24 protein-coding genes are annotated in these 26,988 nt (G+C 45.8%); 16 read left to right on the forward strand and 8 right to left on the reverse strand.

What is annotated here, in order from left to right:
• Positions 1–67: 67 nt before the first annotated feature.
• The 5 genes from MASE_RS07850 to rne form a co-directional block, all read right to left on the reverse strand.
• A complete protein-coding gene (locus MASE_RS07850; protein WP_014949202.1) occupies positions 68–895 on the reverse strand; it encodes a haloacid dehalogenase type II in 828 nt (275 codons plus the stop codon).
• A gap of 81 nt (positions 896–976) precedes the next feature.
• Positions 977–1,654 carry a response regulator transcription factor gene (locus MASE_RS07855; RefSeq protein ID WP_014949203.1) on the reverse strand — a complete coding sequence of 226 codons (678 nt, stop codon included), beginning with the start codon at positions 1,652–1,654 and terminating at the stop codon, positions 977–979.
• 44 nt (positions 1,655–1,698) lie between these two features.
• The gene (locus MASE_RS07860; protein ID WP_014949204.1) at positions 1,699–3,270 is read right to left on the reverse strand and encodes a sensor histidine kinase; all 1,572 of its coding nucleotides are present in this window, start codon (positions 3,268–3,270) and stop codon (positions 1,699–1,701) included.
• Positions 3,271–3,476: 206 nt separating this feature from the next.
• The gene (locus tag MASE_RS07865; protein ID WP_014949205.1) at positions 3,477–4,619 is read right to left on the reverse strand and encodes an oxidoreductase family protein; all 1,143 of its coding nucleotides are present in this window, start codon (positions 4,617–4,619) and stop codon (positions 3,477–3,479) included.
• A gap of 106 nt (positions 4,620–4,725) precedes the next feature.
• On the reverse strand, positions 4,726–8,124 hold the full coding sequence (gene rne / locus MASE_RS07870; protein ID WP_014949206.1) for a ribonuclease E: 3,399 nt from the start codon (positions 8,122–8,124) through the stop codon (positions 4,726–4,728).
• An 841-nt stretch (positions 8,125–8,965) separates the two neighbouring features.
• Here rne and rluC point away from each other — a divergent pair.
• Together rluC and MASE_RS07880 are read left to right on the forward strand one after the other, a co-directional pair.
• Positions 8,966–9,907, forward strand: a complete 942-nt coding sequence (gene rluC / locus MASE_RS07875) for a 23S rRNA pseudouridine(955/2504/2580) synthase RluC (protein ID WP_014949207.1) — start codon at positions 8,966–8,968, stop codon at positions 9,905–9,907.
• A gap of 3 nt (positions 9,908–9,910) precedes the next feature.
• On the forward strand, positions 9,911–10,618 hold the full coding sequence (locus tag MASE_RS07880) for an HAD family hydrolase (RefSeq protein WP_014949208.1): 708 nt from the start codon (positions 9,911–9,913) through the stop codon (positions 10,616–10,618).
• Between the two features lie 51 nt (positions 10,619–10,669).
• On the opposite strand, the gene MASE_RS07885 is transcribed toward MASE_RS07880, so the two are convergent.
• The gene (locus MASE_RS07885) at positions 10,670–11,290 is read right to left on the reverse strand and encodes a Maf family protein (RefSeq protein ID WP_014949209.1); all 621 of its coding nucleotides are present in this window, start codon (positions 11,288–11,290) and stop codon (positions 10,670–10,672) included.
• 153 nt (positions 11,291–11,443) lie between these two features.
• Here MASE_RS07885 and yceD point away from each other — a divergent pair, with 153 nt between their 5' ends.
• The 14 genes from yceD (at position 11,444) to MASE_RS07955 (ending at position 22,947) form a co-directional block, all read left to right on the forward strand.
• On the forward strand, positions 11,444–11,977 hold the full coding sequence (gene yceD, locus MASE_RS07890) for a 23S rRNA accumulation protein YceD (RefSeq protein WP_014976324.1): 534 nt from the start codon (positions 11,444–11,446) through the stop codon (positions 11,975–11,977).
• A gap of 3 nt (positions 11,978–11,980) precedes the next feature.
• Complete coding sequence (rpmF, locus tag MASE_RS07895) at positions 11,981–12,151, forward strand: 50S ribosomal protein L32 (protein ID WP_012518206.1); 171 nt, start codon at positions 11,981–11,983, stop codon at positions 12,149–12,151.
• 15 nt (positions 12,152–12,166) lie between these two features.
• Positions 12,167–13,192, forward strand: a complete 1,026-nt coding sequence (plsX, locus tag MASE_RS07900; RefSeq protein WP_014949211.1) for a phosphate acyltransferase PlsX — start codon at positions 12,167–12,169, stop codon at positions 13,190–13,192.
• Positions 13,189–14,154 (forward strand): beta-ketoacyl-ACP synthase III, encoded by a 966-nt coding sequence (locus MASE_RS07905; RefSeq protein WP_014949212.1) that lies wholly within the window; start codon positions 13,189–13,191, stop codon positions 14,152–14,154. The genes plsX and MASE_RS07905 overlap by 4 nt, the downstream gene beginning before the upstream one ends.
• 100 nt (positions 14,155–14,254) lie before the next feature.
• Positions 14,255–15,184 carry an ACP S-malonyltransferase gene (gene fabD, locus MASE_RS07910; RefSeq protein ID WP_014949213.1) on the forward strand — a complete coding sequence of 310 codons (930 nt, stop codon included), beginning with the start codon at positions 14,255–14,257 and terminating at the stop codon, positions 15,182–15,184.
• Between the two features lie 9 nt (positions 15,185–15,193).
• Positions 15,194–15,934 (forward strand): 3-oxoacyl-ACP reductase FabG, encoded by a 741-nt coding sequence (fabG, locus tag MASE_RS07915; protein WP_014949214.1) that lies wholly within the window; start codon positions 15,194–15,196, stop codon positions 15,932–15,934.
• Positions 15,935–16,133: 199 nt separating this feature from the next.
• On the forward strand, positions 16,134–16,373 hold the full coding sequence (gene acpP / locus MASE_RS07920; RefSeq protein WP_012518211.1) for an acyl carrier protein: 240 nt from the start codon (positions 16,134–16,136) through the stop codon (positions 16,371–16,373).
• 80 nt (positions 16,374–16,453) lie between these two features.
• A complete protein-coding gene (fabF, locus tag MASE_RS07925; protein ID WP_014949215.1) occupies positions 16,454–17,692 on the forward strand; it encodes a beta-ketoacyl-ACP synthase II in 1,239 nt (412 codons plus the stop codon).
• A 233-nt stretch (positions 17,693–17,925) separates the two neighbouring features.
• Positions 17,926–18,777, forward strand: coding sequence for an aminodeoxychorismate lyase (gene pabC / locus MASE_RS07930; protein ID WP_014949216.1), 852 nt, complete (start codon positions 17,926–17,928; stop codon positions 18,775–18,777).
• Between the two features lie 113 nt (positions 18,778–18,890).
• Complete coding sequence (gene mltG / locus MASE_RS07935) at positions 18,891–19,910, forward strand: endolytic transglycosylase MltG (RefSeq protein ID WP_014949217.1); 1,020 nt, start codon at positions 18,891–18,893, stop codon at positions 19,908–19,910.
• Positions 19,911–19,969: 59 nt separating this feature from the next.
• Positions 19,970–20,620, forward strand: coding sequence for a dTMP kinase (gene tmk / locus MASE_RS07940; RefSeq protein WP_014949218.1), 651 nt, complete (start codon positions 19,970–19,972; stop codon positions 20,618–20,620).
• On the forward strand, positions 20,620–21,507 hold the full coding sequence (holB, locus tag MASE_RS07945) for a DNA polymerase III subunit delta' (protein ID WP_014949219.1): 888 nt from the start codon (positions 20,620–20,622) through the stop codon (positions 21,505–21,507). Before tmk ends, holB begins: the two co-directional genes overlap by 1 nt.
• A gap of 63 nt (positions 21,508–21,570) precedes the next feature.
• A complete protein-coding gene (locus tag MASE_RS07950) occupies positions 21,571–22,353 on the forward strand; it encodes a TatD family hydrolase (RefSeq protein ID WP_014949220.1) in 783 nt (260 codons plus the stop codon).
• A 36-nt stretch (positions 22,354–22,389) separates the two neighbouring features.
• Complete coding sequence (locus MASE_RS07955; protein WP_014949221.1) at positions 22,390–22,947, forward strand: pyridoxamine 5'-phosphate oxidase family protein; 558 nt, start codon at positions 22,390–22,392, stop codon at positions 22,945–22,947.
• 185 nt (positions 22,948–23,132) lie between these two features.
• On the opposite strand, the gene MASE_RS07960 is transcribed toward MASE_RS07955, so the two are convergent.
• Positions 23,133–23,765, reverse strand: coding sequence for an SDR family oxidoreductase (locus MASE_RS07960; RefSeq protein WP_014949222.1), 633 nt, complete (start codon positions 23,763–23,765; stop codon positions 23,133–23,135).
• A 195-nt stretch (positions 23,766–23,960) separates the two neighbouring features.
• Positions 23,961–26,912: a ligand-binding sensor domain-containing diguanylate cyclase gene (locus MASE_RS07965; RefSeq protein ID WP_232362831.1), complete on the reverse strand. Its 2,952-nt coding sequence runs from the start codon at positions 26,910–26,912 to the stop codon at positions 23,961–23,963.
• Between the last annotated feature and the right edge of the window lie 76 nt (positions 26,913–26,988).

The following is a 26,988-nucleotide window of genomic DNA, read 5'->3' on the forward strand; positions in this document are numbered from 1 at the left end:
TATGTTTACCCGTGCCAACCTTTAAGCTGTGCTTTTATGTGCACCTAGATACCATCAACCCTAACGCTTATTTGGCATCGGGTAATTGGGAAACTAATTCATCTAGTCCGCTTACCACCGTGTCAGGCGCTATTGCTAACGGGTAAAGTACCTTACCGGGGCGTGCAATGAACGCGGCTTGCCAGCCTGCCTGTTTAGCACCAGCAATATCCCAACCGTGTGCCGCCACTAACATAGCGTCTTCTGCTGCTATACCCATTTTTTCAATAGCCCACTCATACGTGCGAGTATCGGGCTTATATAAGTTAATGTCTTCAACACTTAGTCGCTCGTCGAAATAAGACAAAAGATCAGCATTCTTAAATTGGGTATATACGCCTTGATTAGACGAGTTGGTAAGGCTTACTAGTTTATAACCCTTGTTTTTAAGTGCCTGTAAGCCATCGCGCACGTCAGGATGGGGTGGTAGGCTTCGCAAAGGCGTGACAATTGCCGTTTTCGCTTGCGCTTTGGTCAATTCAATACCTTCAATTTCAGCCACCATCAGCAAGGAGGCAACGCCAATTTCTCCAAAGGTATGAAAGCGGCCAGTCGTTGAATCAACCAGTGAATGATGCAGCATAGTAGAGAACCACAGTGGCAACAAATCATCTCGACCGCCCAAGGCTTCGCCTACCGAGCTGCGCATGGCGGTGAGGTCAAGCAAGGTCTCATTAACATCGAAAAAGATAACCTTTGGTGCTCGCAATTCCCGTGCAGACATTGCTGTATTCTTATCAGGCTGCGCGGCACCCCTGGTGTCTGTCTGAGCGAAGACTGGTGATGACAATAGACTAATGCCTACAGCGGTTGCGCAACATAGCCTTGAGAGTAATGAAGAAAGTGAGCGAGCCATAATTATCCTTTATAAAATTTGAACGAGTGTTCAAATTAGGCGGGATAACACATGAATGCAATAGCTAATGAGACGAAACGACTATTTTCTGGTGGTCAACCGATAGCCGTTGCCTCTCAGAGTTTCAATAAATATGGCATCACTGCTGTGAAGCTTTTGTCGCAGCCTACTGATATACACATCAACAACATTAGTTAGCGGATCGCTGTGACTTCGCCATACTCGACTTAATATGCGTTCTCGAGACAGCACTTTTTCAGCATTTTCTGCGAAGTAGTAGAGCATGTCGTATTCTAGTTTGGTGAGTGAAATCTCTTCCCCAGACAATGTCGCAATACGTGACTCGTCATCGATGTTTAACGGTCCGATGGTGAGGCCTAATTGGGTAACCGGTGTATTCGTCACTCTTCGGCTTAAGGCCGTTATGCGCGCAAGTAGTTCGTCAAAGTCAAATGGCTTGCACAAATAGTCATCCGCGCCTTGTTTTAAACCATTCACGCGCTCGCGTACTTCGTCCACCGCGGTTAGCAACAAAACCATAGGGGCATGGGGAAGCGACTTGATTGCGGGCAGCAGCTCTACGCTATCTTCATCACCAAACATGCGATCAAGTACAATAATAGCAGGGGCTTCATGGCGAATGCGCGTGACTAAGTTGTGTAATGCCGACTCTTCGATGCACTCAAAACCTTCAGCGCTTAAGCCTCGTGATAGAAAGCGTAGCAAGGGGGCTTCGTCATCAGCAATAAGAATTTTCATTGTTGTTATGATCCTAGTCGTTCGAAGTTACTTAACGGTTGTTATTAATCTAAGGACGTCGCGTGGTCTTGTAAAACTGGCAGCGTCAACGTGAACTGCGAGCCTTTACCTAATGTGGAATGCGCACTCAATGTACCGTGGTGGGCTTCTGCTATCGCTTTAGCGATAGACAAACCTAGCCCCATTCCATTGCCTTTGCGCTTTAGCCTAACGAAGCGTTCAAAAACGTGCTGCAAATCACTTGAAGAAATGCCTTCACCGCTATCAATGACCGATACATTAATATTCGGGCCTTCGCTCTCAACGCGCAGCACAATGGGCGTATCGGGATAAGAATAGTTGTGCGCGTTTTCGATAAGGATGGTCAGTACCTGCGCAATTCTGTCTTTGTCGATGAGCACTTGGACCTCATTATTGGCAAGCCATTTAAGATCTAAGTCTCTTGGCTTTGTGAGCTTTTGCCATAACGCCATATTTTGTGTAAGCAGGTTATGTAAGTCAGATTTAACCAGATCTACAGTAAATTCGTGCATCTCGGCACGCGCTAGCAGCAGCAAATCATCAACCAACTTACTTAAGTTCACGGCTTGCTCAAGTATGGTTTCCAGCGTTTCTTTATAAATCTCGTTGCTAGCCGCAGCCTGCCTAAGGGTTACCTGCGCTTCGCCACGAATAATGGTTAACGGCGTGCGCAATTCGTGACTTACATCAGCCATAAATTGTCGGCGCTTTGCGTCCAGCTGAGTGAGTTTATTGTTGGCTTCTTTTAAAGCCCGGGTTCGGCTCTCCACTTCAAACTCTAAGTGCTTACGATGGGCATCAGCCTGGTCTTCGTGTTCTTGTAGTCGCGCTATCATCGAATTTAGTGCTTTGACCAAGTCAGTAAATTCGCTATCCAGGGTTTCAGGCAATCGATAGTGGTAGTTTCCCGAGGCAATGGCATCGGTACCCGTGCGAATAACTGTAAGCGGCTGATACAGGGCATTGAATAGCCAATAACAACCCAGCAGAATGAAAGGACAGGTGATAAGGCCTAAACTGATAGTAAACCACACAATGCTGCTGTTTAGCGTTTCAATGCTAGCGTTAATGCGCGATACAACGCCTGTTTGGCGGTTTACTGCAGAGTTGATGGCCTCCCTAAACTGGTTGTCGATAGTTACTTCTAGTAATGTTTGAAGGCGCTGCTGTTGATTAAGTGGAGTACTGTCGTTACTTAGTGCAATAGCTCTAAACTCTTCCACAATGCCTTGAATCAGCGCTTCAAGTTCATCGGTATCTTCAACACTTCCTAATGTTGCCTCAAGCCCTAGTGCTTCGCGTTGGGCAAGTTCCAGAGATTTTATACGGTTCAACGAGTTTTCTATTTGTTGTTGTTTGTTTCTCACTTTCGCTTGGTTCGCATTCTTGCCAAAAATAAGCTCATCGGTTAGCTGTTTGAAAAGCCTGTAGGAAATACTTGATAACTGCTGGTGCTCTGACAGCAGGGATTGAGCGAGTTGAGCTTGCGCTAAGTTAGTGCGCGTTAAATGCGCAGATACGGCTGCACTGGCTAAAGCAATCAACAGAATAAAAGTGGAAAGTAGCCCAAAAAGGTAGAGTTTACGTTTGTACATTGGCAGCAGCGTTATGATTATTTGTCACTATATACGCTAAACGTAATTTAATGGTGCAGTTTCACGGCAATAAAATAGTAAGTCTGAGCAGATGGGCTACCAGCGACATGTCGTCTGAATTGGTGTAAAAATAGAACGTAAAAAAGGGCGAGAGAGAGAAAAAAGTACGTTCATAAAAGTCGTGATCACTATGAAAACGTAATCGTTTAAGCCGTGCGCTCAAGAATAGACAAGGCAATATCTGTTTGATATTGGAGCTCTTCATCTATTTTCCAGTGTTTGGGGCTCCAACCCGCTAAGAACCGATAAAAGTCAGCGCAGGCGAAGGGGTACAGGTACTTCCATTCAGCAATGATAAGCGCAATATCAGCACGCTTGAAACAAGCCGAGCTATCATTGTTAGCCAATCGAGTGTGTAGCGCATCTTCGAGCGCTTGAAAGTAGGTATTGAGCAGTGCATCACGATGCTTCATGTGGGTTTGGGTTGATAGTGCACTGCCCAAAAAATACGCCACGTCCTTTATGCCTGCGCCATAACCCACGTACTGAAAGTCGACAGCTGCACAGTCAGAAAAATCTTCGGTAAAACAAAAGTTAGCCACTTTAGCATCACCGTGCACCAAAGTGTGATAGTGAGCGTTGCCTAACGTGGTAGATATATCGACAGCATGTTGCTTTAGTAATCCATCCGACATGGCGTTGAACTCATCTTCACGGGTTGCCAAGTGCCAATAAGTGCCTTCAGGCCATAATTGTAAACTTTGGCTATCAAATTCATCTCTTACATTGACAAAGCGTGCATGAAAGTTGGCAAGCCATTTTAGAACAGTGATGCATTGCTCAGCGGTAAGTGAAGAGGCCGTGCGAGAATAGCCGCTGTGTGCTAAGTCTTCCATAACAAGAAGGGAGGCTTCGCCCTGTTGGCTGTGCCCTAAGTATTTAGCTGTACGGCACGACGCATCAGTTTGGACTTGAACGTCGTTATAAAAACAGTTCTCTACCTTAAAAGATTGGCACTTACGGTTGTGGCTAGCTTCACCATTCCAGCCTTTAGGGTGTGAGAGCCTGTGTGGCGGAGTGGCGCATTTCACGACTACTTTTAGCGCTGCTTCGTCTCCACTTTGTTGCGCGCCAAGTGGGTTTTGTTGAGCTTGGTGATACTGGCTTTCTTGGAAAGGGCTTCTCTCGTCCTGGTTCTTTGAAAAAGTATTATTAGGATAGCCCAAAGTGGCACGAAAGCACGCTCCGTAGCCACTCCAAAGAGGTTGAATCATTTGTGTGTCTAATACTTGCGCGTTACATACTTGGCTTAACCAATCTATATACTGCTGGTTTACCGTATCTGACATTTTATTCTCAACTCGGACTCGATGTTAAACGTACACTAACAAACAAAAAAGCCGCTCGAAAGCGGCTTTTACGTCAATTAGCTAGTAGCGCACTAGCGACTGAAAATTATTCAGCCACTGCTGCTACTTCGGCAACGTCATCTACCGACTGAGGAAGCGTTGTTACTGCTGATGCACGTGACGTTACGTGCGACATCGCTGCAGTTTTACCCGATACTGCGAGTGCAGGTCGTGTGTCGTCAGCTTTAGCGGTAAGCGCTACATCAACAAATGCGTCGTTTACTGCTGCAGGCAATGCCATAGGGTGCGATGCACCACGCTTTCCTTTGCCACTCGCTGCTAGGCTCGAAGAAGGCGCTGCTGTTGTTTCAGCTTTTTCTTTAGCCGCTGGCGTATCTGCTTTCGCTTCTTGTACCTGTGCTTCTGGTTCTGCAACTACAGGTGCGTCAGCCAAGTTTATTTCAACTTGCTCTGGCGATGCTGTTGCTTCGTCTTTAGCTTCTGGCGCCGTATCAGCTTGCGTTGTTTTAGCTTCAACTGCCGGTTCCGTTTGTGCTGCCGGAGCCGTTTCTTCAACGTTGCTTTCTTGCACTGAAGTTTGAGCTTCTTTAGCCGGTTTAGCTTCAGTTGTCGCGTTATCGTCTGCTGACGTTACTTCATCAGTTGAGTCTACAGCTTCCGAAGGTTTATCGTTCGCTGACGGCTCTGCATCCGCTGAAGGCTTATTTCCCGCTGAAGGCTCTTTACCCGCTAAAGGCTCTGCATCAAACTGAAGTTCGTCCTGAACGGCTTCAACGTCAAGTTTTGCTTTCTCTTGCTTAGCAACAGGTTGCTCTTCAGCTGGCGCTAGTTGCCCAGGCTCTTTTGCTTGTGTTTCTTCGACAACAGGTGCATCTGTCTTAGCTGTCGCTTCAACTTCTACTTCTGGCTGCTGCGGTGACAACTCACCAGGCTGTTTAGCTTGCGTGTCTGAATCGTCAAATTGCTGCGACTCTTTCTTACGACGTTGACCAGCCGCACGAACGTGACGTGGAGAGCGGCGTGAACGGCCACGGCCTTCACGTTTTTGACCATGCTCTTCACTGTTAGCGTCGGTATTCGCATCAGTGCCATCAACGGCATCACTAGTTATCGCTGATGAGTCACCTTCACCCTTAACAGCATCCGATACTGGCTTCGCTTCAGCAGGTTTATCCGCTGGCTTTTGCGCGGCTTTGACTGCTGGCTTTTGCTCATCCTTCTTCTGTTCAGCAGTGTTTTCGACCGGTGACTCTGCTTTCGGCGCTTTAGGCTTGGTGTCAGCTTTAGCTTTGTGCTGCATTGTCGCTTCTTTGGCTACTGGTGTGGCCTGCGCTTCGCTTTGTTCAGCAGTATTCACCGCGTTGTCATCTTTCTTCACACGAACGCTGCGGCGTTTATCACGACGTTTTCTACGTTCAGCAACTTCACGCTTCTTCTGCGCTTGGTTTTCTTGCTGCTCGCCATCTTGCTTTTCGTGCTTAGGCTTTTGTTGCTCATCGCGAGGTTGTTGTGCCTTACGAGGCTTACGACCTTTGTTATTGCGCTTATCATCTTGATCTTGACGTTGGTCTCGCTGCTGCTCGCCGCGCGGTTTGCGATTATCCTGCTGCTCACCATCGCGGTTCTGGTCTTTACCTTGGTCTCTGTTTTGAGACTGGTTGCCACGACGATTGTTCTTGTTGCGCGGCTTGCGGCGACGGTCGTCATTATTGCGGCTGCGGTTGTTTCTATTTTTATTACCAGACTGTGGCTTCTTGTCTTTATTGGTTTCTTCTTCGCTTTCGCTACCGAATAAATCACTAATCCATTTGCCAAATCGGGCAAATAGTGAAGGCACATCGTCGGCTTTCTTTGCTGTTTCTTCTTTTGGCGCAACTACAGGTGCAGCCGTTGGTGCAACAAGGCCTTTCAGTGCTGGCTCTTCGCGCTTAATCGGAGCAGAAGTCGTTGTTTCCGTCTCAGCTTCTACCGCAGGCATTAACTCTACGTCGTAACTCGCTTCAGATATAACGTCATCTGGGCGTCTGCGTAATACCTGGTAGTGCGGTGTATCTAGGTTTGCATTAGGAATAAGCAGTAAATCTACGCCGTGACGCTTTTCGAGAAGCTGAATTGACTTACGCTTTTCGTTAAGTAGATAGGTCGCAACTGGAACAGGCAACTGTGCTTCAATTTGCCCTGTGTTTTCTTTAATACTCTCTTCTTCCAAAATACGAAGAATAGACAGTGCCAAAGACTCAGTGCCACGAATGGTACCGTGACCAGAACAGCGAGGACAAACGTGATGCGCTGATTCGCCTAAAGAAGGGCGTAAACGCTGGCGAGACATTTCCAAAAGGCCAAAGCGAGAAATACGACCCAATTGTACTCGTGCTCTGTCGCTTCTCACCGCGTCTTTCATGCGGTTTTCAACTTCACGTTGGTGACGTACTGGTGTCATATCAATGAAGTCAATTACAACCAATCCACCTAGGTCACGAAGACGCAGTTGACGGGCAATCTCGTCTGCCGCTTCTAGGTTTGTGTTAAGCGCTGTCTCTTCAATATCACCACCTTTTGTTGCACGGGCAGAGTTAATATCTATAGAGGTTAGTGCTTCTGTTGGGTCGATAACAATTGAGCCGCCAGAAGGCAAACGCACTTCGCGTTGGAATGCAGACTCAATTTGGCTTTCGATTTGGTAGTGACTAAATAACGGCACTTCACCGCGATAGAGCTTTACGCGATTTGCAAAGTCAGGGCGCACTAATTGAATGTGCTGTAAAGCTTGCTCATAAATACTGGTTTTATCGATAAGGATTTCGCCAATATCGCGACGTAGGTAGTCGCGGATAGCACGAACAATTACGTTACTTTCCTGGTGAATCAAGAAAGGGGCTTCACGTTCTTCAGCAACGCTAGAGATAGCTTCCCAATGGGTAAGCAAGACTTTTAAATCCCATTCTAGCTCTTCGTAAGATTTGCCAACGCCCGCAGTGCGGACAATCAAACCCATACCTTCAGGAAGGTCCAATTTGCTTAGTGACTCTTTAAGCTCTGTACGCTCGTCGCCCTCTATTCGGCGTGAAATACCGCCAGCGCGAGGGTTGTTTGGCATAAGTACTAGGTAACTGCCTGCAAGCGATAAGAATGTAGTTAATGCAGCGCCTTTTTGGCCGCGCTCTTCTTTATCAATTTGAACAATTACTTCTTGGCCTTCTTTAATCACATCTTTGATGTTAGGGCGGCCTTCGAATTTGTAACCTTTAGGGAAGTAAGTGCGGGCAATTTCTTTGAGGGGTAGGAAGCCATGGCGCTCTGCACCGTAGTCAACAAAAGCAGCTTCTAAGCTGGGTTCAACGCGGGTAATTTTACCTTTGTAGATGTTCGCTTTTTTCTGCTCGTGTCCTGGACTTTCTATATCTAAATCATACAACCGTTGCCCATCGACAAGAGCAACGCGCAACTCTTCTTGCTGAGTTGCATTAATTAACATTCTTTTCATTGTATCTAACTCTGTTTTCGTACAGCCGTTAAGACACAAAATTAAAGTGACATGTGCAAACCCTCACCGCGCAACCTCACGGCTGGACGGGGACCTTGTTGTAACGTCGCATTATCCCTGGTGGGCAAACACTCACGCGAATAAACAAGCGCCTTTATCTTAAGCGCAAACCCATACGACCGTGAATTGACACGTATAATCGTACAGATGCATTCATGTTCACACTGCTTTAAGGATGTCGGGAGCGACTAGCCCTTATTACTCATTTCATTTTTTCAAGCGGCATCATTTTTGCCACTCAATTGTCATTTAATTCTGTTAGCTAAACGGCAAACTTATTTTATGTTCGCAAGCATGGCCTCGCTTTTTACGGCAGTGTAGTCGTTGCCTCTCTCGCGGGGTCGGTATGAATGTGTTATTTCATCGAACACTTATCATTGCTGATGTCACCGACGCTCAAACCATGCTTTTATCGTTTACAAGTTAAAACAACACACTCAGATGCGTGCTGATTTTCGGTCTTGTTGTTGTTTTTATAACGCTGTGTTTCACATTGTTAAAGTGCGGCAACGAAATGCCTGTTCCACACCTTTCTTTTTACGTGAATTTAATCGTGTTAAAAACATCGATAATTATCGCACTAAAAGTCAAATTTTAGCAAGGAAAGCGAATGAATAAATCCTATAAATTGAGATGTTAAATACAGAAAACATGCGCTTTGGATAAAAAGTATGCGCAAAGGTGGGTTTTCTAAGTCCTAGCTAAGCGCTGATATAATAATTATTTAGTAAAACGTAACTTTCAGTATGTTGGGCACTTTGCAATAGGGTATAATGCCCCTATGAAAGAAGAAGCTCCCCAAAAAGTACGTTTTGTAACGGTTGAAGCCGACTTGGCTGGTCAACGTATCGATAATTTTTTGCGCACCCAGCTAAAAGGTGTGCCGAAAAGCATGATTTATCGCATTTTGCGCAAAGGTGAAGTGCGGGTGAATAAAGGTCGTGTTAAGCCTGAATATAAGTTACAAGCCGACGATTTAATCAGAATTCCACCGGTTCGCGTGTCGGAAGGTGCGCCTGCGCCATCGCCAAAGCTCGATAAAATTGCATCATTAGAGTCGCATATCCTTTTCGAGGACGACCGTATACTTGTTATCAACAAGCCATCGGGAATGGCAGTTCACGGAGGAAGTGGCTTGAGTTTTGGTTTAATCGAAGGCTTAAGAGCCTTGCGTCCCGATGCCAAATTTATGGAATTGGTACACCGACTAGACCGTGACACATCAGGCTGCATTTTAATTGCTAAAAAACGTTCTGCCCTTCGCCACATGCATGAGCAGCTTCGCACCGGTAAAATGGACAAGCGATATAATGCGCTAGTTGCAGGTGAGTGGCCTAAAACCCGATTTAAAGTTAAAGCGGCGCTTCGTAAAAATGTGCTGCAATCGGGTGAGCGCATGGTAAGTGTAAGCGACGATGGCAAACCGTCAGAAACTCGCTATCGCATATTAGAGGAATACGCAGGTGCAACCTTGGTTGAAGCGTCGCCTATTACAGGTAGAACCCACCAAATTCGCGTTCACTGTTTGCATGCGGGTCATCCTATTGCTTGTGACCCAAAATACGGTGATGCGGATTTCGACGCGGCAATGCGCCAAAAAGGACTGAACAGACTGTTCCTTCACGCTCGCAGTATTTCACTGCTGCACCCAGCGACTGAAGAGCGCGTCACATTTACCGCGCCATTAGACGACACTCTCTCAAATACACTTAAAGCGCTGTAAGTTATGCATTCAAAAAAACAGGCTGTGGAAACACAGCCTTTCACTTCGTTAGATAAAACACTGCCTAAGTACAAACTTGTTATCTTCGATTGGGATGGCACGCTCATGGATTCGGCGGCAAAAATTGTTAGCTGCATGCAGCTTGCCGCAAAGCAGTGTGATATGCCTGTTCCTACCTACGATGAAGTAGGCCACATTATTGGTATAAGTTTAAAGCCTGCCATTAAACAGCTTTTTAATATCAAAGACGATGAGTTAGCCGAACGTTTAGTCGCCGCCTATAAAGAGGCATTTGTCACTCGCGATACAACGCCGTGTCCTTTGTTTGATGGCGTTGAACAGTTACTTAGCAATTTGAAAGAAGCGGGATGCACATTGGCCGTTGCGACAGGTAAAGCGCGCCGCGGTCTTGATCGAGCGTGGGCACAAACAGGGACGGGACCTTTCTTTAGTGCGTCACGTACCGCCGATGAGGCAGAATCTAAGCCTTCGCCCGACATGCTGCTACAGTTACTTGATGAACTTAGTGTAAAAATAGAAGACGCCGTTATGATTGGTGACACAACCTACGACATGCAAATGGCGAAAACGATTGGTATGGATAGGATAGGTGTGTCATACGGTGTACATGCGCAGGTTCATTTAGAAGCGTTGTTACCTGTAGCACTTGTACACTCTATAAGTGAACTAGAAACAGCGCTATTCAAATAGCGCTGGTTTGTAGCACTGCTTTGATACAACTGCTCTGACAGAATTAGTGGCTTACTGTGCAGCCATTGCTAATAAATCGACATCGAAGTGTGCGCCCAGTAATTCATTCAGCAGCATTATCGGAAGACCGATTAAACTGTTAGGGTCGCGGCTTTCTATTTTATCGAACAGTAATACACCCAAACCTTCGCTTTTAAAACTGCCGGCGCAATCGAATGGTTGCTCTTTATCTACATAGGCGCGAATGGCAGTTTCACTGTTATGCCGAAAGAAAACGCGTGTTTCATCTACCTGCGTTATCGTTTTATTGGCGCTAGGTTGGTGAAGGCAAAGTGCAGTATAAAATGACACTTGCTTACCTTGGCATGCCATTAGCTGGTTTACTGCATTTTCAAACGTGCCAGGCTTGCCAAGTAGCTGCGGGCCCGCATCGGTTTGGACCAAAGCTACTTGATCACTACCTATAATAATGGTGTCGTTATTTACCTTCTCTAATTCAGCGGCAACCTTGTGCGCCTTTTGTTCGGCCAAACGTAAACTCAATGCCGTAGGGCTTTCGTTCGCAAAGGGCGTTTCGTCAATATCTGGTGCGTGGGTGTCTACCTGAATACCAATGTTGGCGAGCAACATTTTTCGGTATTGCGATGATGAGGCAAGAACAAGGGAGGCCACAATTACTCCTTTTATAAAATCAATATGTTGCGTACTTTCAGTTAGTAGTACAATGTTACATTATCACTGCGTACCACATACAGCGTTTTATTGTAGGTTAAAACGCAATTTTGCTTTGACAGGAAGGGGTTGACCCTATATCATGCGCGCCCTATGCAGAAAGTGAAACTCCCTCATTCGGTTGAACCGACTAAAAGTGCCATGAAACGTTCCGATTACCGGGGCGTGATTGCGTCTAAAGATATGGAACGATTGAGTGAAGCAGTTGTCCGATGCAATGACTATGTGGACGCAGAAGTACAGTTCGAAAAAGACGCGCAGGGTCTTACTGTCTTTCACGGCCATCTAGCCACGCAGGTAACACTTATCTGTCAAAGGTGTAATGGTGAACTCGATTATCCCGTGGAAGCGGAATTCTGTTTTACTCCAGTGCAGGGAGAAGAACAGGAAAGCGATGACATCATTCCCGAGGCTTACGAACCGGTAGAGGTCAACGACCACGGAGAAGTTAATCTGCTTCAAATTTTTGAAGACGAGCTACTGTTATCTTTGCCAATTGTGCCCCTTCATGCAGAGTCGGAGTGTACAGTGAAGCAAGACGATATGTCGTTTGGAAAGATTGAACCGGAACAAGAGCGACAAAACCCTTTCGCGGTTTTGAAAGAACTTAAGCGAGACCAGGAGTAAGTTATGGCAGTACAACAAAATCGTAAAACGCGTTCTAAGCGCGGTATGCGTCGCTCACACGATGCATTGACAGGCGCGACTTTGTCTGTCGATTCAACGTCGGGCGAAACTCACCGTCGTCACCACGTGACCGCTGACGGTTATTACAAAGGCAAGAAAGTAATCGGCGCGTAATACGGCGACTACATTTTGTCTAAACTAACCATCGCGTTAGATATCATGGGGGGCGATCATGGTCCCCCTGTTATCCTTCCCGCAGCCGTAAAGGCTATTCAACTTCACCTAGACGTGCACTTCACGTTATGCGGTGATGAAGATACCATCAAAGCAGGTATACAGCCCCTTACCAACGCTGAACGAAACCGCGTTACTATTGTGCATTGCTCACAAGTCGTTGAGATGGGCGAAGCGCCAACGTCAGCGCTACGAAACAAGAAAGATTCTTCCATGCGTCGCGTTATTGAACTTGTCGAAAGTGGCGAGGCAAACGCGTGCGTAAGCGCAGGTAATACCGGTGCACTGCTTACCTTATCGTTCTATTTGCTTAAAACCTTATCAGGTATTGATAGGCCCGCACTCATTAATATGATGCCTACAACAGGGCACCATAACGTATTTCTTTTGGATTTAGGCGCTAACGTGAACTGTACGCCTGAAATTCTTTTCCAGTATGGTGTTATGGGTTCAGTGCTTGCACAAGAAGTCGCGGGCATAGCATCGCCACGGGTTGCCTTATTGAACGTGGGCGAAGAAGATATTAAAGGTAACGCACAGGTAAAATCTGCCGACCAGCTTTTTAAAGATGCGCCAGGCATAAACTATATTGGTTATGTAGAAGGCGACGACATTTTCACCGATCATGCCGATGTAGTGGTAACAGACGGTTTTACCGGAAATGTAGCGCTTAAATCGAGCGAAGGGCTGGCTAAGTTAGTGATAAACGAAGTAAAACGCCAGTCACAGAAGAACTTTTATACCCGATTATTGGCAAAAATTGCCTTCCCATTACTGAAATCTATCTATAACAGCGTGAACCCCGACCAGTATAACGGTGCGAGTCTGATAGGATTGCGCGGCATTGTTATCAAGAGTCACGGAAATGCACAAAAAGACGCCTTTTATTACGCCATCGTGCAAGCAATGAAAGAAGCAAAGATGCATTTACCTGAAAAGATAAAGACAAAGATAGAAACGGTATTGTTGGAGCAGCTTTGAGCAAATATTCACGCTTTATAGGAACAGGTAGCTATTATCCCAGCGACGTGCGTACAAACGCAGATTTAGAGCAAATGGTGGACACCAGTGACGAATGGATCACTGACCGTACCGGGATAAAAGAGCGACGTATTATTGGAGCAGATGAAACCGCTGCTACCATGGGGGCAGAAGCCAGTAAGAAAGCCATTGAGATGGCTGGCATTGACCCGAAATCTATCGACATGATTGTGTGTGCCACCACGAGTGGTCGCTATGCGCTTCCAAGCACAGCATGTGAAATTCAACGCATTCTTGATATTGACGGTATCCCTGCCTTTGACGTAGCTGCTGCATGTGCAGGTTACTGCTACGCGTTAAGTGTTGCCGATCAATACATTAAGTCGGGAATGGCGAAACGTATTCTTGTTGTCGGTACCGACTGTTTAAGCCGTTTGATAAACCCTGAAGATAGAACCATGGTTATCTTGTTTGGCGATGCAGCGGGTGCAACGATTATTGAAGCTAGCGATGAACCTGGCATTCTTTCGACACATATCAATGCATCAGGCTCTCACGGTGATTTGCTTTACGTGGGTAATCCAACCCGAGGTGACGAGCAGTCGGTTCACGAGAACTGGGGTGTGATGCGTGGTAATGAAGTCTTTAAGGTTGCGGTAACCAAGCTTTCAGAAGTGGTAGAACAAACCCTTGCTGCCAACGGTATGCAAAAATCTGATCTTGACTGGTTAGTACCTCACCAAGCAAACTTTAGAATTATTAAAGCGACAGCTAAAAAGCTGAATATGTCTCTTGATCAAGTAGTGCTTACGTTAGAGCAGTATGGTAATACCTCTGCTGCTACTGTGCCTACAGCGCTTGATACAGCTATCAGAGACGGGCGCATTCAACGCGGACAGCATTTATTACTAGAAGCATTCGGAGGCGGATTTGCTTGGGCATCGGCGCTTGTACGCTATTAGCCTTGCAGATATTTGCTTTGGTGATATTTGCCTCGTTAAGGGGCACTCCAACTCCGACGTTTTCTCGCTTCTAGTAAATTAAAAATAATAAGGAATCGACATGACAAAGACAGCCTGTGTATTTCCAGGACAAGGTTCTCAAAGCGTAGGTATGCTAAAGGAACTTGCTGAGACTTCTCCGATTATCGAAGCAACGTTTAAAGAAGCCTCTGACGCGCTCGGCTACGATCTGTGGGATTTAGTCCAAAATGATACAGACGGTAAACTTAATGAAACCCATATCACTCAACCAGCGTTGCTTGCTGCTAGCGTAGCAATTTGGCGTGTTATTCGCGAGCAGGGCATCGATGTAGATTACCTAGCGGGTCACAGCCTTGGTGAGTATTCAGCATTAGTATGTGGCGGCGCCATGGATTTTGCTGATGCTATCAAGCTTGTGGAAGCCCGTGGTAAATACATGCAAGAAGCTGTACCAGCAGGTGCGGGTGCCATGTATGCCATTATCGGATTAGACGATGCCGCCATTGCGGATATTTGTCAGCAAACTGCTATTGCTACAGGCGATGTGGTTGCACCAGTTAACTTCAACTCTCCAGGCCAAGTGGTTATTGCAGGGGAAAAGAACGCCGCCGAGCAAGCTGCTAATGCGTGTAAAGAAGCGGGCGCTAAGCGCGCACTTCCTCTTGCGGTAAGCGTTCCTTCACACTGTGAGTTAATGCGTCCTGCAGCAGACAAGTTAGAAGACGCGTTATCGTCATTGAACGTTAATGAGCCTGCAATCAATATCGTGAATAATGTTGATGTCACTATTGAAACCCAAGGTGATGCAATCAAGAACGCATTAGTGAGACAACTATATTGCCCCGTTCAATGGACACGTACTGTTGAATACTTGGCGGCAGCGGGCGTTGAGCGCGTTATTGAAGTAGGTCCTGGTAAAGTACTTACTGGATTGAACAAACGTATCGACAAGAGCCTAGAATCTCTTGCAGTTAATACACCTGATGGTGTTGAAGCATTAAAACAATAAGGAAACGCAATGAGTCAATTAGACGGTAAAATTGCGCTTGTTACCGGCGCAAGCCGAGGTATAGGCAAAGCGATTGCTACGCAGCTTGCACAGCAAGGTGCTACGGTTATCGGCACAGCAACCAGTGAAAATGGTGCACAAGCAATTAGCGATTATCTTTCTGAATTCGGCGGCAAGGGCTTTGCGCTAAATGTCACCGACAAAGAAAGCGTAGATACCACGATTAAAACGATTAATGAAGCACATGGTGGTATCGATATCTTGGTCAATAATGCCGGTATCACACGTGATAATCTGCTAATGCGCATGAAAGATGACGAGTGGCAGGATATTATCGACACCAACTTAACCTCAATTTTCACACTGTCAAAAGCGGTACTTCGCGGTATGATGAAGAAGCGTTTTGGTCGCATCGTGAATATTGGTTCAGTGGTGGGCAGTGCAGGTAATGCCGGACAGGCAAACTACGCTGCAGCGAAAGCAGGGGTCATTGGTTTTTCTAAATCTATGGCGCGTGAAGTGGCTTCTCGTGGTATTACCATCAACGTTGTAGCGCCTGGTTTTATCGATACCGATATGACAAAAGCGCTGACCGATGACCAAAAAGAAGCCATTTTCAAAGATATTCCGGCTAACCGATTAGGCGAGCCTGATGAAATTGCAGCCACTGTTGCCTTTTTAGTAAGCGATGGTGCAGCCTATATTACAGGCGAAACTATCCATGTAAATGGTGGTATGTATATGGGGTAAATTCGCAAAAATTGCGAATTTTCCTTAGTTTGGGGTGGTATTTACCCGAACTTGGATGTAAAAATAGTATTTTACGAATTTCGAATGTCGCTGGTTTGACCAGAAAATTTGTTTAAACTGGTGCTTGCAAGGATGCACCTTGCAAAATAAACTAGCGGCACTTTTATTATCTAGTGACGTTTAAGGGAAACCTAGAATTATGAGTAACATTGAAGAACGCGTTAAGAAAATCATCGTTGAACAACTTGGCGTGAAAGAAGAAGAAGTAAAAGCAGAAGCTTCATTCGTTGACGATTTAGGCGCTGATTCACTTGACACTGTTGAGCTAGTAATGGCTTTGGAAGAAGAATTCGATACTGAAATTCCTGACGAAGAAGCAGAAAAAATTACTACTGTTCAATCAGCAATTGATTACATCAACGCTAACAAAGACGCTTAAGTCTTAAGTAGCGACAAAACGGCTCTTCTAACAGAGCCGTTTTTGTATCTCCTACCTTAGTTCCAAAGCGAGGGCTTTTTGTGACAAAACGTCGCGTAGTGGTTACTGGTCTTGGAATGCTTTCACCATTAGGTCTTAATAGCGAAGACACATGGCGCAAATTGCTCGCGGGCGAAAGCGGCATCGGTGAAATCACCCATTTCGATTGTAGTAACTATTCAACCCGTTTCGCAGGTCAAATTAATGATTTTGATCCGCAGGAATACATTGAAAAGAAAGAAACCAAGAAAATGGACCGCTTTATCCAGTTGGGTATAGCAGCAGGCAAGCAAGCCTTGGTCGATTCTGGTTTAACTATTTCACAAGATAATGCGCATCGTGTAGGTGTAGCTATTGGTTCAGGTATTGGTGGTTTAGAACAAATTGAACAAAACCATTTGAAACTGACAAATAGCGGTCCTAAGCGCGTATCGCCATTTTTTGTACCTTCAACCATTACCAACATGATCTCAGGCTTTTTGTCTATCATGGAAGGGTTGAAAGGACCGAATTTAAACGTTGTGACTGCTTGTACAACAGGCGTTCATAACATTGGTATTGCCGCAAGAACAATTGCTTATGGCGATGCTGATGCCATGCTGGCCGGAGGCGCAGAAGCGTCTATTACTCCGCTAGGTATGGCTGGTTTTGCCGCGGCACGTGCGTTGTCATCTCGCAACGACAACCCACAAGCAGCAAGCCGCCCATGGGATAAAGACCGCGATGGTTTTGTCATGGGTGAGGGCGCTGGCGTGGTAATGCTAGAAGAATACGAAGCTGCAAAAGCGCGTGGCGCGACCATTTATGCAGAACTGGTTGGTTTTGGCATGAGCGGCGACGCATACCACATGACTTCTCCACCTGAAGATGGAGAAGGTGCGGCAGCGTCTATGCAAAACGCGATAAATGATGCGAAGTTGGATGCAAGCGAAATCGGCTATGTTAACGCACATGGTACGTCTACGCCTGCAGGTGACATTGCGGAAGTGGCAGCAGTAAAACGCGTGTTTAATGACCATGCTCACAAGCTACTTGTTAGCTCTACCAAGTCAATGACAGGCCATTTGCTAGGGGCCGCCGGTTCAGTTGAGGCAATTTTCACTATTTTGGCACTGCGTGACAAAATGGCGCCGCCAACCATTAACTTGGATGAACCAGGTGAAGGCTGCGACTTAGACTTTGTTGCACACAAAGCGAAAGCATTCAATGAAGACTACGCACTGTGTAACTCATTCGGGTTTGGCGGTACGAACGGCTCATTGATTTTCAAGCGTATCTAATACGGCGTAACTAATATAGCGTACTTATCGCTGATTAAGTGAACTTCACGTATATTTAAAAGGCAGCTTCGGCTGCCTTTTGTTGTTTATACAGTTAAATCTCACAGTAAATATCATAAAACTCAGGTCTCTTTGAGCACAGCTACAGCCAAATCAATTCAGCTAGACGTTGTCTGACCAACGCAAGTTGGTATACTTCCAACAACCACAATAACGGCGAACAAGAGTAGGCAGTGAGAATTATTCCTAGCGCTACGCCTATTTCATCAAGTGACAGGGCGTTTAATTATGGCGACGGTGTGTTTACCACATTGTTGGTAAGTGAACATCAAGTAGAATTATTGCCTTATCATATTTCACGTTTAGAGCACGATGCGGCAGCCATCAAGCTCAATATTGATATCCGCGCGCTTGAAGCCGCAATTGCTGAACAGGTCAAGACGATAAAGAGCGGTTCAGGTGATAACGCTTCTCCAAAATATGTGCTAAAAGTTCACGTGTCGGGAGGTCAAGCCGGAAGGGGGTATGCGCGAAGCGAAGACAGTGAAGCATTAGTCAGATTTAGCCAGCACCCTTACCCTGTCCATTACGATAGTCTTGCGAATGAAGGTGCAACGGTAATATGCGCTCAAACGCGGTTAGCCATTCAACCATTGCTTGCGGGTGTAAAGCATATGAACAGGCTAGAACAAGTCTTAATTAAGCACGAAGTAGACGACGCTGGCGTACACGATGCTATTGTTTGCGATACCCAAGATAACATTATTGAAGCGAGTGCTGGCAATGTATTTTTCTACCTCAATGAACAATGGTATACCCCGTCTTTGAAGGGAAGCGGTGTCAATGGCGTAGTCAGGCAGTGTCTTATTGATTCGCTGTTAAACGACAATTGTTCGCTTCACGTGGGGGAATATGATCTTTCTTATTTGCGAAAAGCGAGTGCAGTGGTAATTACCAATGCACTAATGGGCGTAATGCCGGTACAGAAAATACAAATGCCGGATTTCTCTTATGTCGATTTTGATGTAAGAAGCGATGCGATTGTAGCGCTAAAGACACGGCTTCAGACTGCGCTTCAAAATTAACTAAAACGCACTTCTCACAACGGGGTTCGTCAACGTTTTACGAGCTTCACCAGATTAGTAGTAAAAAGAAATAAAATGGAATGTAAAGCAATGAAGAAAGGGGAAGTTCAAGCATGAAGCGGGTAATTGTTATTCTATTATCTCTTTTCATGCTTGCCGTTGTTGGGGCAGCCTCTGGCGTAATGTATGTCTCGAGCAAGGTTACCGATGAACTAGCATTAAAAAGTGAAACCTTATTTACGATAGAGAGCGGCAGTAACGCTTATCGTACCGTGAAACACTTGCGTAAAATAGGCATGACCGATGTGTCGCCCTTTGTTGCTAAGGTGTGGCTCAAATTCTTTGCAGGCAGTACGTCTGTTAAGTCTGGCACCTACATGCTGCGCCCAGGGCAGTCACTAGTAGATGTGTTTACCTTGTTTACTGAGGGCGATGAGCATCTCTTCGCAGTGAGTCTAGTTGAAGGGCTAACTCTTGCACAGTGGCTTGAGGCGCTTAAACAAAACACAGATTTGGTGTTTGATTTAAATGAAGGGAAATTAAACCAGCTCACTCAGGATAATGGTGTAGATTGGTGTTGCGAAAACGTTTCGCAGACAGAGGGCGTATATTTGGCTGATACGTATTTCTTTACCAAAGGCACAACCGCAAGCGAGGTATTGAAAAGAGCACACCGCGCGCTAATTGACTTTGTTTCTAGCGAATGGGAATTACGGGATGCCGAACTGCCGTTAGCCACACCTTACGAGGCTCTTATCTTAGCGAGTATCATTGAAAAAGAAACGGCTGTGCCTGCGGAACGTGACATGATTTCAGGCGTTTTCGTCAATAGGCTAAACAGAAATATGCGTCTTCAAACTGATCCCACCGTGATTTATGGTATCGGTCCTACGTTTGACGGAAACATTACCCGTAAGCACTTGCGAACAGCAACGCCTTACAATACCTATGTTATTAAAGGGCTCCCACCTACGCCTATCGCGATGGCAGGCAAGGCCGCCATTCACGCTGCGTTGCACCCACTGACAACGGATGCACTCTATTTTGTGGCGAAGGGCGATGGCAGCCATCAATTTTCTACGACACTAGCTGAACACAATGCAGCTGTGCGAAAATACCAGTTAAAACGATAGCCGTATTGATGCAGACAACCGATACGTTATAGCTAAATAAAAACAGAGTTTAAAAAGTAATGCGCGGAAAGTTTATTGTAGTTGAGGGCCTTGAAGGGGCAGGAAAAAGCTCAGTGATTGGGCTGATTGTTCAAGCATTAAAAGGTGCAGGAAAGCGCGTTGAGCAAACTCGTGAGCCAGGCGGCACACCGATGGCAGAAGCCATTCGAGAATGTGTAAAACACGACTGGGATGAGACCGTGAGTGAGGAGACTGAACTACTTCTTATGTATGCGGCGCGTGTGCAATTACTTACCAATAAAATCTTACCATCACTTGATGCTGGTGCGTGGGTGGTAGGTGACAGACACGACCTGTCATCTCAAGCCTATCAAGGCGGTGGTCGGGGCGTCAGTGGAAAAACAATGTCGGCCATCAGCGATATCGCCCTTAAAGGGTTTAAGCCAGATTTAACTTTATATCTGGATGTCGAGCCTGCGGTTGGACTAGAGCGCGCCCGTGGGCGAGGGGAGCTTGACCGCATTGAGCAAGCGGGGCTTGCTTTTTTTGAGCGAACTCGTGCTAAATACTTGTCGCTTGCTAAGCAAGATGAATCTATCGTCGTGGTCAGTGCAATGCAGCCTATGGAAAAGGTTCATCAAGACGTGATTGCGATTATCAATGACTATGTGACGAACACAAGTAGCGAAAGCCAGCAGGGGAAAGGTTAATGCAAGTAATGCCTTGGTTTGCTACAACGTTCTCGACGTTACTGTCGCGATATATGGCAAAGAAACTACACCATGGTTTATTGCTGACAGGGCCAAAGGGAATTGGAAAATACCAACTCGCGTTAGGGTTAAGCAATGCGCTATTGTGTAAGCAGCCAAGCATAAATGGGCCATGTGAACAGTGTCAAAGTTGCCATTTGAGGCAAGCTGGAAACCACCCAGACTTTCATGTTTTAGAAAGTGAAAAGCAGTTAGGTGTGGATAAAATTCGCGAGGGCATTGGTAAGCTATCAGGTACTGCGCAAATGGGGGGCAATAAAGTGTTGTTGATTCCCCGTGCCGATACCATGACGGAAGCGGCAGCTAATGCACTGTTGAAAACCTTGGAAGAGCCCACAAATAATACCTTCTTGCTGCTGATCACTGACAGTATCAATAAAATTATGCCGACCATATTAAGTCGATGTGAACGGCAGATACTTTCACTCCCGTCAGTGTCAGAGAGTTTGAACTACTTGAACGCCAAAGGCGTAGAAGACGCAAGCGAAGCGTTACTGGCAGCTTATGGCTATGCCCCTCTTCGCGTAGAAGAGGCCCTCAGTGGTGAAGAAGACATTAGCTATCGCAATTTTAGCGATGGTATGCAAGCGCTCTTAGCAGGCGATGCAAATTTGCAAGTACAAACGCTTGCGAATAAGTGGCAGGACAATGCGCCTCAAATCGCATTGTGGTGTCAACAGATGGCCCATGACGAATACATAAAACGTCAACAGGCTGTTGATTTTGAACGCTATGAAGCGTGTGTTGATGCGGTAAGAACGCTGCAGCACGCAGGTGTTAACAAATCAATGGTACTTTTTGGGTTACTAAAGCAATTTCAACGTTAATAGGCAAACGCTGGCTTGTCGAAGCCCTTTTGTCTAACAGCAATTTTTTAAAACAGGTGTAGTTTGTTCGTAGATTCTCATTGTCACTTAGACCGACTTAAGCAAGGGCCAGAAGAGCTGGCTGAAACCTTAAATTTCGCAAGAACCCGAGGTGTTGAACACTTCCTTTGTGTGTGCGTATCTGTTGGTGATTACGACAGCATGTTAGCTGCTGTAAGTCAGTTTGAAGATGTATCAGTATCTTGTGGTGTGCACCCACTACATCAAGATGAAGCGTGTAGCTATGAAGAACTGTTAGAGAAGGCGCAGCGTGAAGAAGTGGTAGCCATTGGCGAAACTGGGCTGGACTATTTTTATAGTCCGGAAAGTAAAGAAGTCCAGCTAACGTCTTTCGTCGACCACATCAAAGTAGCTAACGAAACTAAAAAGCCGTTAATTATTCATACGCGGGATGCAAGGGAAGACACCATTAACTTACTCCGCCAACACAAAGCTGCGCACACCAAAGGTGTTTTGCATTGCTTTACTGAGTCATTAGACATGGCGCTGGCAGCAATAGAGATGGACTTCTATATCTCTATTTCAGGCATCGTAACCTTTAATTCAGCAGATGAATTGCGTGAAGTGGTAAAAGCGATCCCTTTAGAGCGACTACTTATTGAAACTGACTCACCATGGCTTGCGCCAGTTCCTCATCGAGGTAAACAAAACCAGCCAGGTTACGTGGTAGAAGTGGCAGAATTTATTGCTGAGCTTAAAGGCGTGACGGTAAAAGAACTAGCGGAAATTACCACGCAAAACTTCTACTCCCTGTTTTCTTTAGCTGCGAAGAAGAAAGCCGCGTAGCGGTAAGTATAGGCGATTTTACTCTCGGAGGTGGTTATGCCCCAGTGGCGACAAGGGTTGACAAAGAGTCTTCACCAAACCCGCAGTATGCCAGAAAGTCGTTACTTTCAGTTAGCTACTGTGGACGGTAGTGGTGTACCGTACTGCCGTACCGTGGTTTTTAGAGGGATCACCGACGACAACCAACTGGTGGTTATTTCTGACACCCGCTCAGATAAATATGACCAGCTTGGCCAGAATTCTCACTCGCAGGTTTGTTGGTATTTTTCTAAAACCAGGGAGCAATATCGCTTCTCTTGTACTGCAACAATAATAACGTTACATCAAGATGCTGACTTAGTTACTCAGCACTGGAATAAATTGTCAGATGCAGGCAAAAAGCAGTTTTTGTGGGGCGAGCCCGGCACGCCAAGAAACGATGGTTCGGCACTACAGGTTGAAGGGGATTTTGGTGTAGTTCCACCTCACTTTTGCGTGATCATGCTGGCTATTGATAGCGTAGATTACCTGAATTTGAGAGGTAACCCTCAAAGTCGAGAGTGGCATCAAAAAGACGGAAATGGCAACTGGGTTAGCCAGTCATTGATACCGTAGGTAACCACCTCTAGTCTCTAAGTAGGCACATATTAAGTGCGTGATACTGCCTATTCTGGGCACCACCTAAGTCAGCGGCATACAAACCGGCGACCTAAGCAAAAAGTAAGCCCTCTCTAGCTTGAATAGACGCGATAACGCATTGGCAAATGAGAGGGCGCCGATCACCTAGAAAAGTCGCTCACCTAGAAAATATGGGAAATTGGTGTATCACCTTTAAATAAATAGGTGATCAAGTCAGCATTACTTTCTCTTGCAACGCTTTCGACAATAGCTGTCGCTACATCTTCTCTTGGTATTACAGCATCGTCCCTATTGCTTGGCATATCGGTTCGTACCAAATGCGTGCCCGGTTCATTTAATAAAGTGCCAGGTCGAAGAATTACGTGATGTAAGCCGCTATTAATTAAATGCTCGTCGGCCATGTGTTTGGCAACCAAATATGGTTTTATTGCTGACTCCACGGCGTCAGGATCGTCTGCACCAATAGAACTAACCATAACAAATTTGGGTGTCCCCGCCGCTTTTGCATAGTTAACCGCGTTGCGGGCCGCCCAAAGATCAATCATAAGTGTTTTATCTGCGCCGGTGCTACCGCCTGAACCCGCTGTGAATACCGCAACGTCCACACCTTCAAAATGTGCTGAAAAATCTTTTTCTAAATCCTGCTCAACCACTGTGAGGTTGGCATTTTGGATATCTGACAGTTTGTCTGGGCTTCTTACTGGCGCTACGACTTTGTGACCAGCATCCAACAATTTCACTGTTGCTTGCTTACCAATTTGGCCTGATGCGCCGATTACTAATACATTTGCCATGTTTTCATCCTCCTTGTGGGTGATTTCGCTCATCTTAAGCTACTTAAGAATTCACAATACATAGGCGGGTAAAAAGGAAAGCGATCAATTACTGCGATAAAATGCATGACAAAACGTTTGCCTGCATGCATTGCCATTTAAACGGCAATGCAATGGGGGGAAGAGAAACTAATGGGTACGATGATCAGCCAGCGGCTATTTTATCACCGCATTTCGGCCTGATTCTTTGCCGACATATAGCTTTTTATCGATAGCGTGAATGCAAGCCTCGACGCTATCGTAATCTCGTATGTCCGCTACACCACAGGTTATGGTAGCCGATACCGAGTAGGGGGGAGCATCAATTTCGTAATCCGCGACAGTTTTACGTAGCTTTTCTGCCACCCAAAATGCTTCTTGAACCTTTAATGAAGGCAGCAATATAAGAAACTCCTCACCGCCCCATCGCGCAATAACGTCACTTTCTCTTAAATTATCTTCCAGGATCCTAGCTATTTTGATCAGTACTGTGTCACCCACATGATGACCGTATTCATCGTTAATACGCTTAAAGAAGTCAATATCAACAATTAGCAAGGAGAAAGTATGATTATGGCGTTTATAATTTTGCCATGCTGCCTTGGCTCTTTGTGTAAAGTAGCGACGATTTTTGAGACCCGTCAATGCGTCCTGAGTTGAAAGCTGCGTTAACTTTTCTACGACCGCTTCTAAGTCTCGGGTTTTTTCCTCAACTTTTAGTGCAAGTTCAGCAGAGCGCTTTTTCAACGATGCTATCCTCAGCCACACCATCGATGAAATCAACAGCATGCCTAGCAGGGTAATCGCCACACGCCATATAGGCTTATCCCACCATGGTGGAACTACAACTATTTCAAGTTGCGCTGCATTGGTGCTCCATTCATTCTCTTGATTTATAGCTTTAACAGTGAAGCGGTAGCGTCCTGGGTCCAAGTTGGTGTAGGTGGCCGTTCTTGTCTTGTAGTCAGTAAAGCGCCAGCTGTTCTCAAAGTCTGCGAGTTTATAGGCATACCTAAGTTCATTTGCATTCATATAATCAGTGGCGGCAAATTCAATCGTGAGCGCAATATCGTTATGTTTAAGTTCGATTACCTCGTCTAGGCGCTGTCTTTGCTGATAGGTTGTTCCGTTTTGCTCGTTCCTACTCACCGTTTCAACGTTTGTGAGGTGCACTCCAGGTGACCACTTTACATTTGCCACTTGTGAAGGAGTAAATTGTGTTAAGCCTTCCGCTCCACCAAACATTATTGTGTTATTTTCAGTTACGGTGACAGAGCCAATATAGTAACCCGTAGACAGTGCGCCGTTTTCTGCACCGAAATAAGAAAGGGTAGACAAGTTAGGTGCTAAATACGCAATCCCTTCAATTGTAGAGATCCAAAGCCCATATTCATCATCTTCAACAATTGCCCCGATGGATACATTGCTCAATCGACTTTCAGGCTTAATTTGTGTCACTTTAATCGTTGACAAATCACTGCCTTCTTTAGACATAAAGAAGAGTCCAGCTGCTTGCGTTCCAATCCAATAACCACCGCGTTTCGACTGAGAAATCCACGTCACTACAGTTTGATCTGAAATCTTGTCCGTTAACTCACTGATGCTGGTTAAGTCTCCAGTCAGTTTATTCGCAACAAATAAACCGGATACCGTACTTAACCATGCGTTCTCATTGTCGTCCAAAACAATTCTCGTTGTCAGCGACAATGGCCATTGCTTTATTACCCTATCTTCTGACGGGCGATATACAAACAGCCCATCGCTGTAGCCGCCATACCAAATGTCTCCGTCATCATCGATATTAATGCTGTAACCCGACTTACCATTCAGCGCAACAAATTCTAGGTTTCTGGTCTGAGGGTTCAGTTTGGCGAGGCCTGTGCGTGTGGTTACCCATAGTGCATCGCTCTTTGTATGATAAAACACGCTCAACAGCTTATCGTTAGTGTCTTCGCTACTCGCAAATGCACCATTGGAAGTAAATGGGCCTTCTTGAGTTTTACTTATCGTGTCGTAAAGCCAAAGGCCCTTTTCGTTCGCTACCCATACTTGGTTATCTTTGTAATTTGATAAAGAGGAGATGATTCGTCCTTCGCCTATTTCCTGAGAATAGAAGTTGCTAAGCAGAGGATTACTGATCGCAAACCCATCGTCTCTGGTGCCAACGACAACCAGCCCAGCTTTCGTTTGATAAAGGCTTGAAACTCTCTCTTTGGCCGCATCTTTCTCGTTAATCGGAGCACGCAGCACAGAGTTAGGGTTATGTGACGTTAAAATATTCAGCCCACGCTGAGTAGAAACCCATATATCACCGTTGTCCTTTAATAAGATGTCTGTAACGTAGTTATCAGATAATCCGTGAGTTTCAGAGGTACAGCTTTTGTCGATGGTAGTGCTTTGCTCGTCGGGATTGAACAAACATGCGCCGTGGGTAGCGGTACCCAACCAGAATTGAGATTTCTCTGCTGCCACTAGTCGAGTAAAGTTCATGTTTTCAAAAGCCACTAGCTCAAGTGACTTTTTAAACGGATCAAGTTTATAAAGGCCTGAAGTGGAAGTGACATAAAGCGTGTTGCCGATAAGCTCTATGTCTGTCAGCGTACTCGTGGTACTGGGAAGGTAGCTGACCAGTTCTACACTGTCTGATTCTGGAGAGTATGTGTAAAGGTTTCGTTCAGAGACAATCCAAAGCTGGCCATTGTGGGTGGTCTTGATCCTATTAATTACCTGTTTATTGAAAGGCTCTGACGCTGGTAACGTGTAGTGCTTGAACGACTCAGTATCAACATCTATACGGCTCAGCCCGCTATATGTCCCCACCCAAAGGTATTGACCGTCTAAGCTTGCCTCTATCTGGAGGGCGAACAGGGTCTGGAGGCCTGTTGACTTGTCTTCTCCCCACAAGCCGAAGTTTCGAAATGTATAGCCGTCAAATTTATCGACACCAGACTGCGATGCCAACCACAGAAAACCATACTTATCTTCCGCAATATCTGAAATGGATACGTGGGCGATACCACTATCCATATTGTAGGAGTGAAACGCTGGGGCAATAGGTTTCGCGCGTGCAGGTAGGCTGCAAGTTGCAGTAAAAACTATGATAAGCGAAAGTACCAACAGGGTGCGCATAATATAATCAAAAATTACATAAAATTTATACACTAACGTTACGCTAATCTACCGCTCTTACAATGGTACAAAAGTT

Source organism: Alteromonas macleodii ATCC 27126, from assembly GCF_000172635.2.
Taxonomy (GTDB): domain Bacteria; phylum Pseudomonadota; class Gammaproteobacteria; order Enterobacterales; family Alteromonadaceae; genus Alteromonas; species Alteromonas macleodii.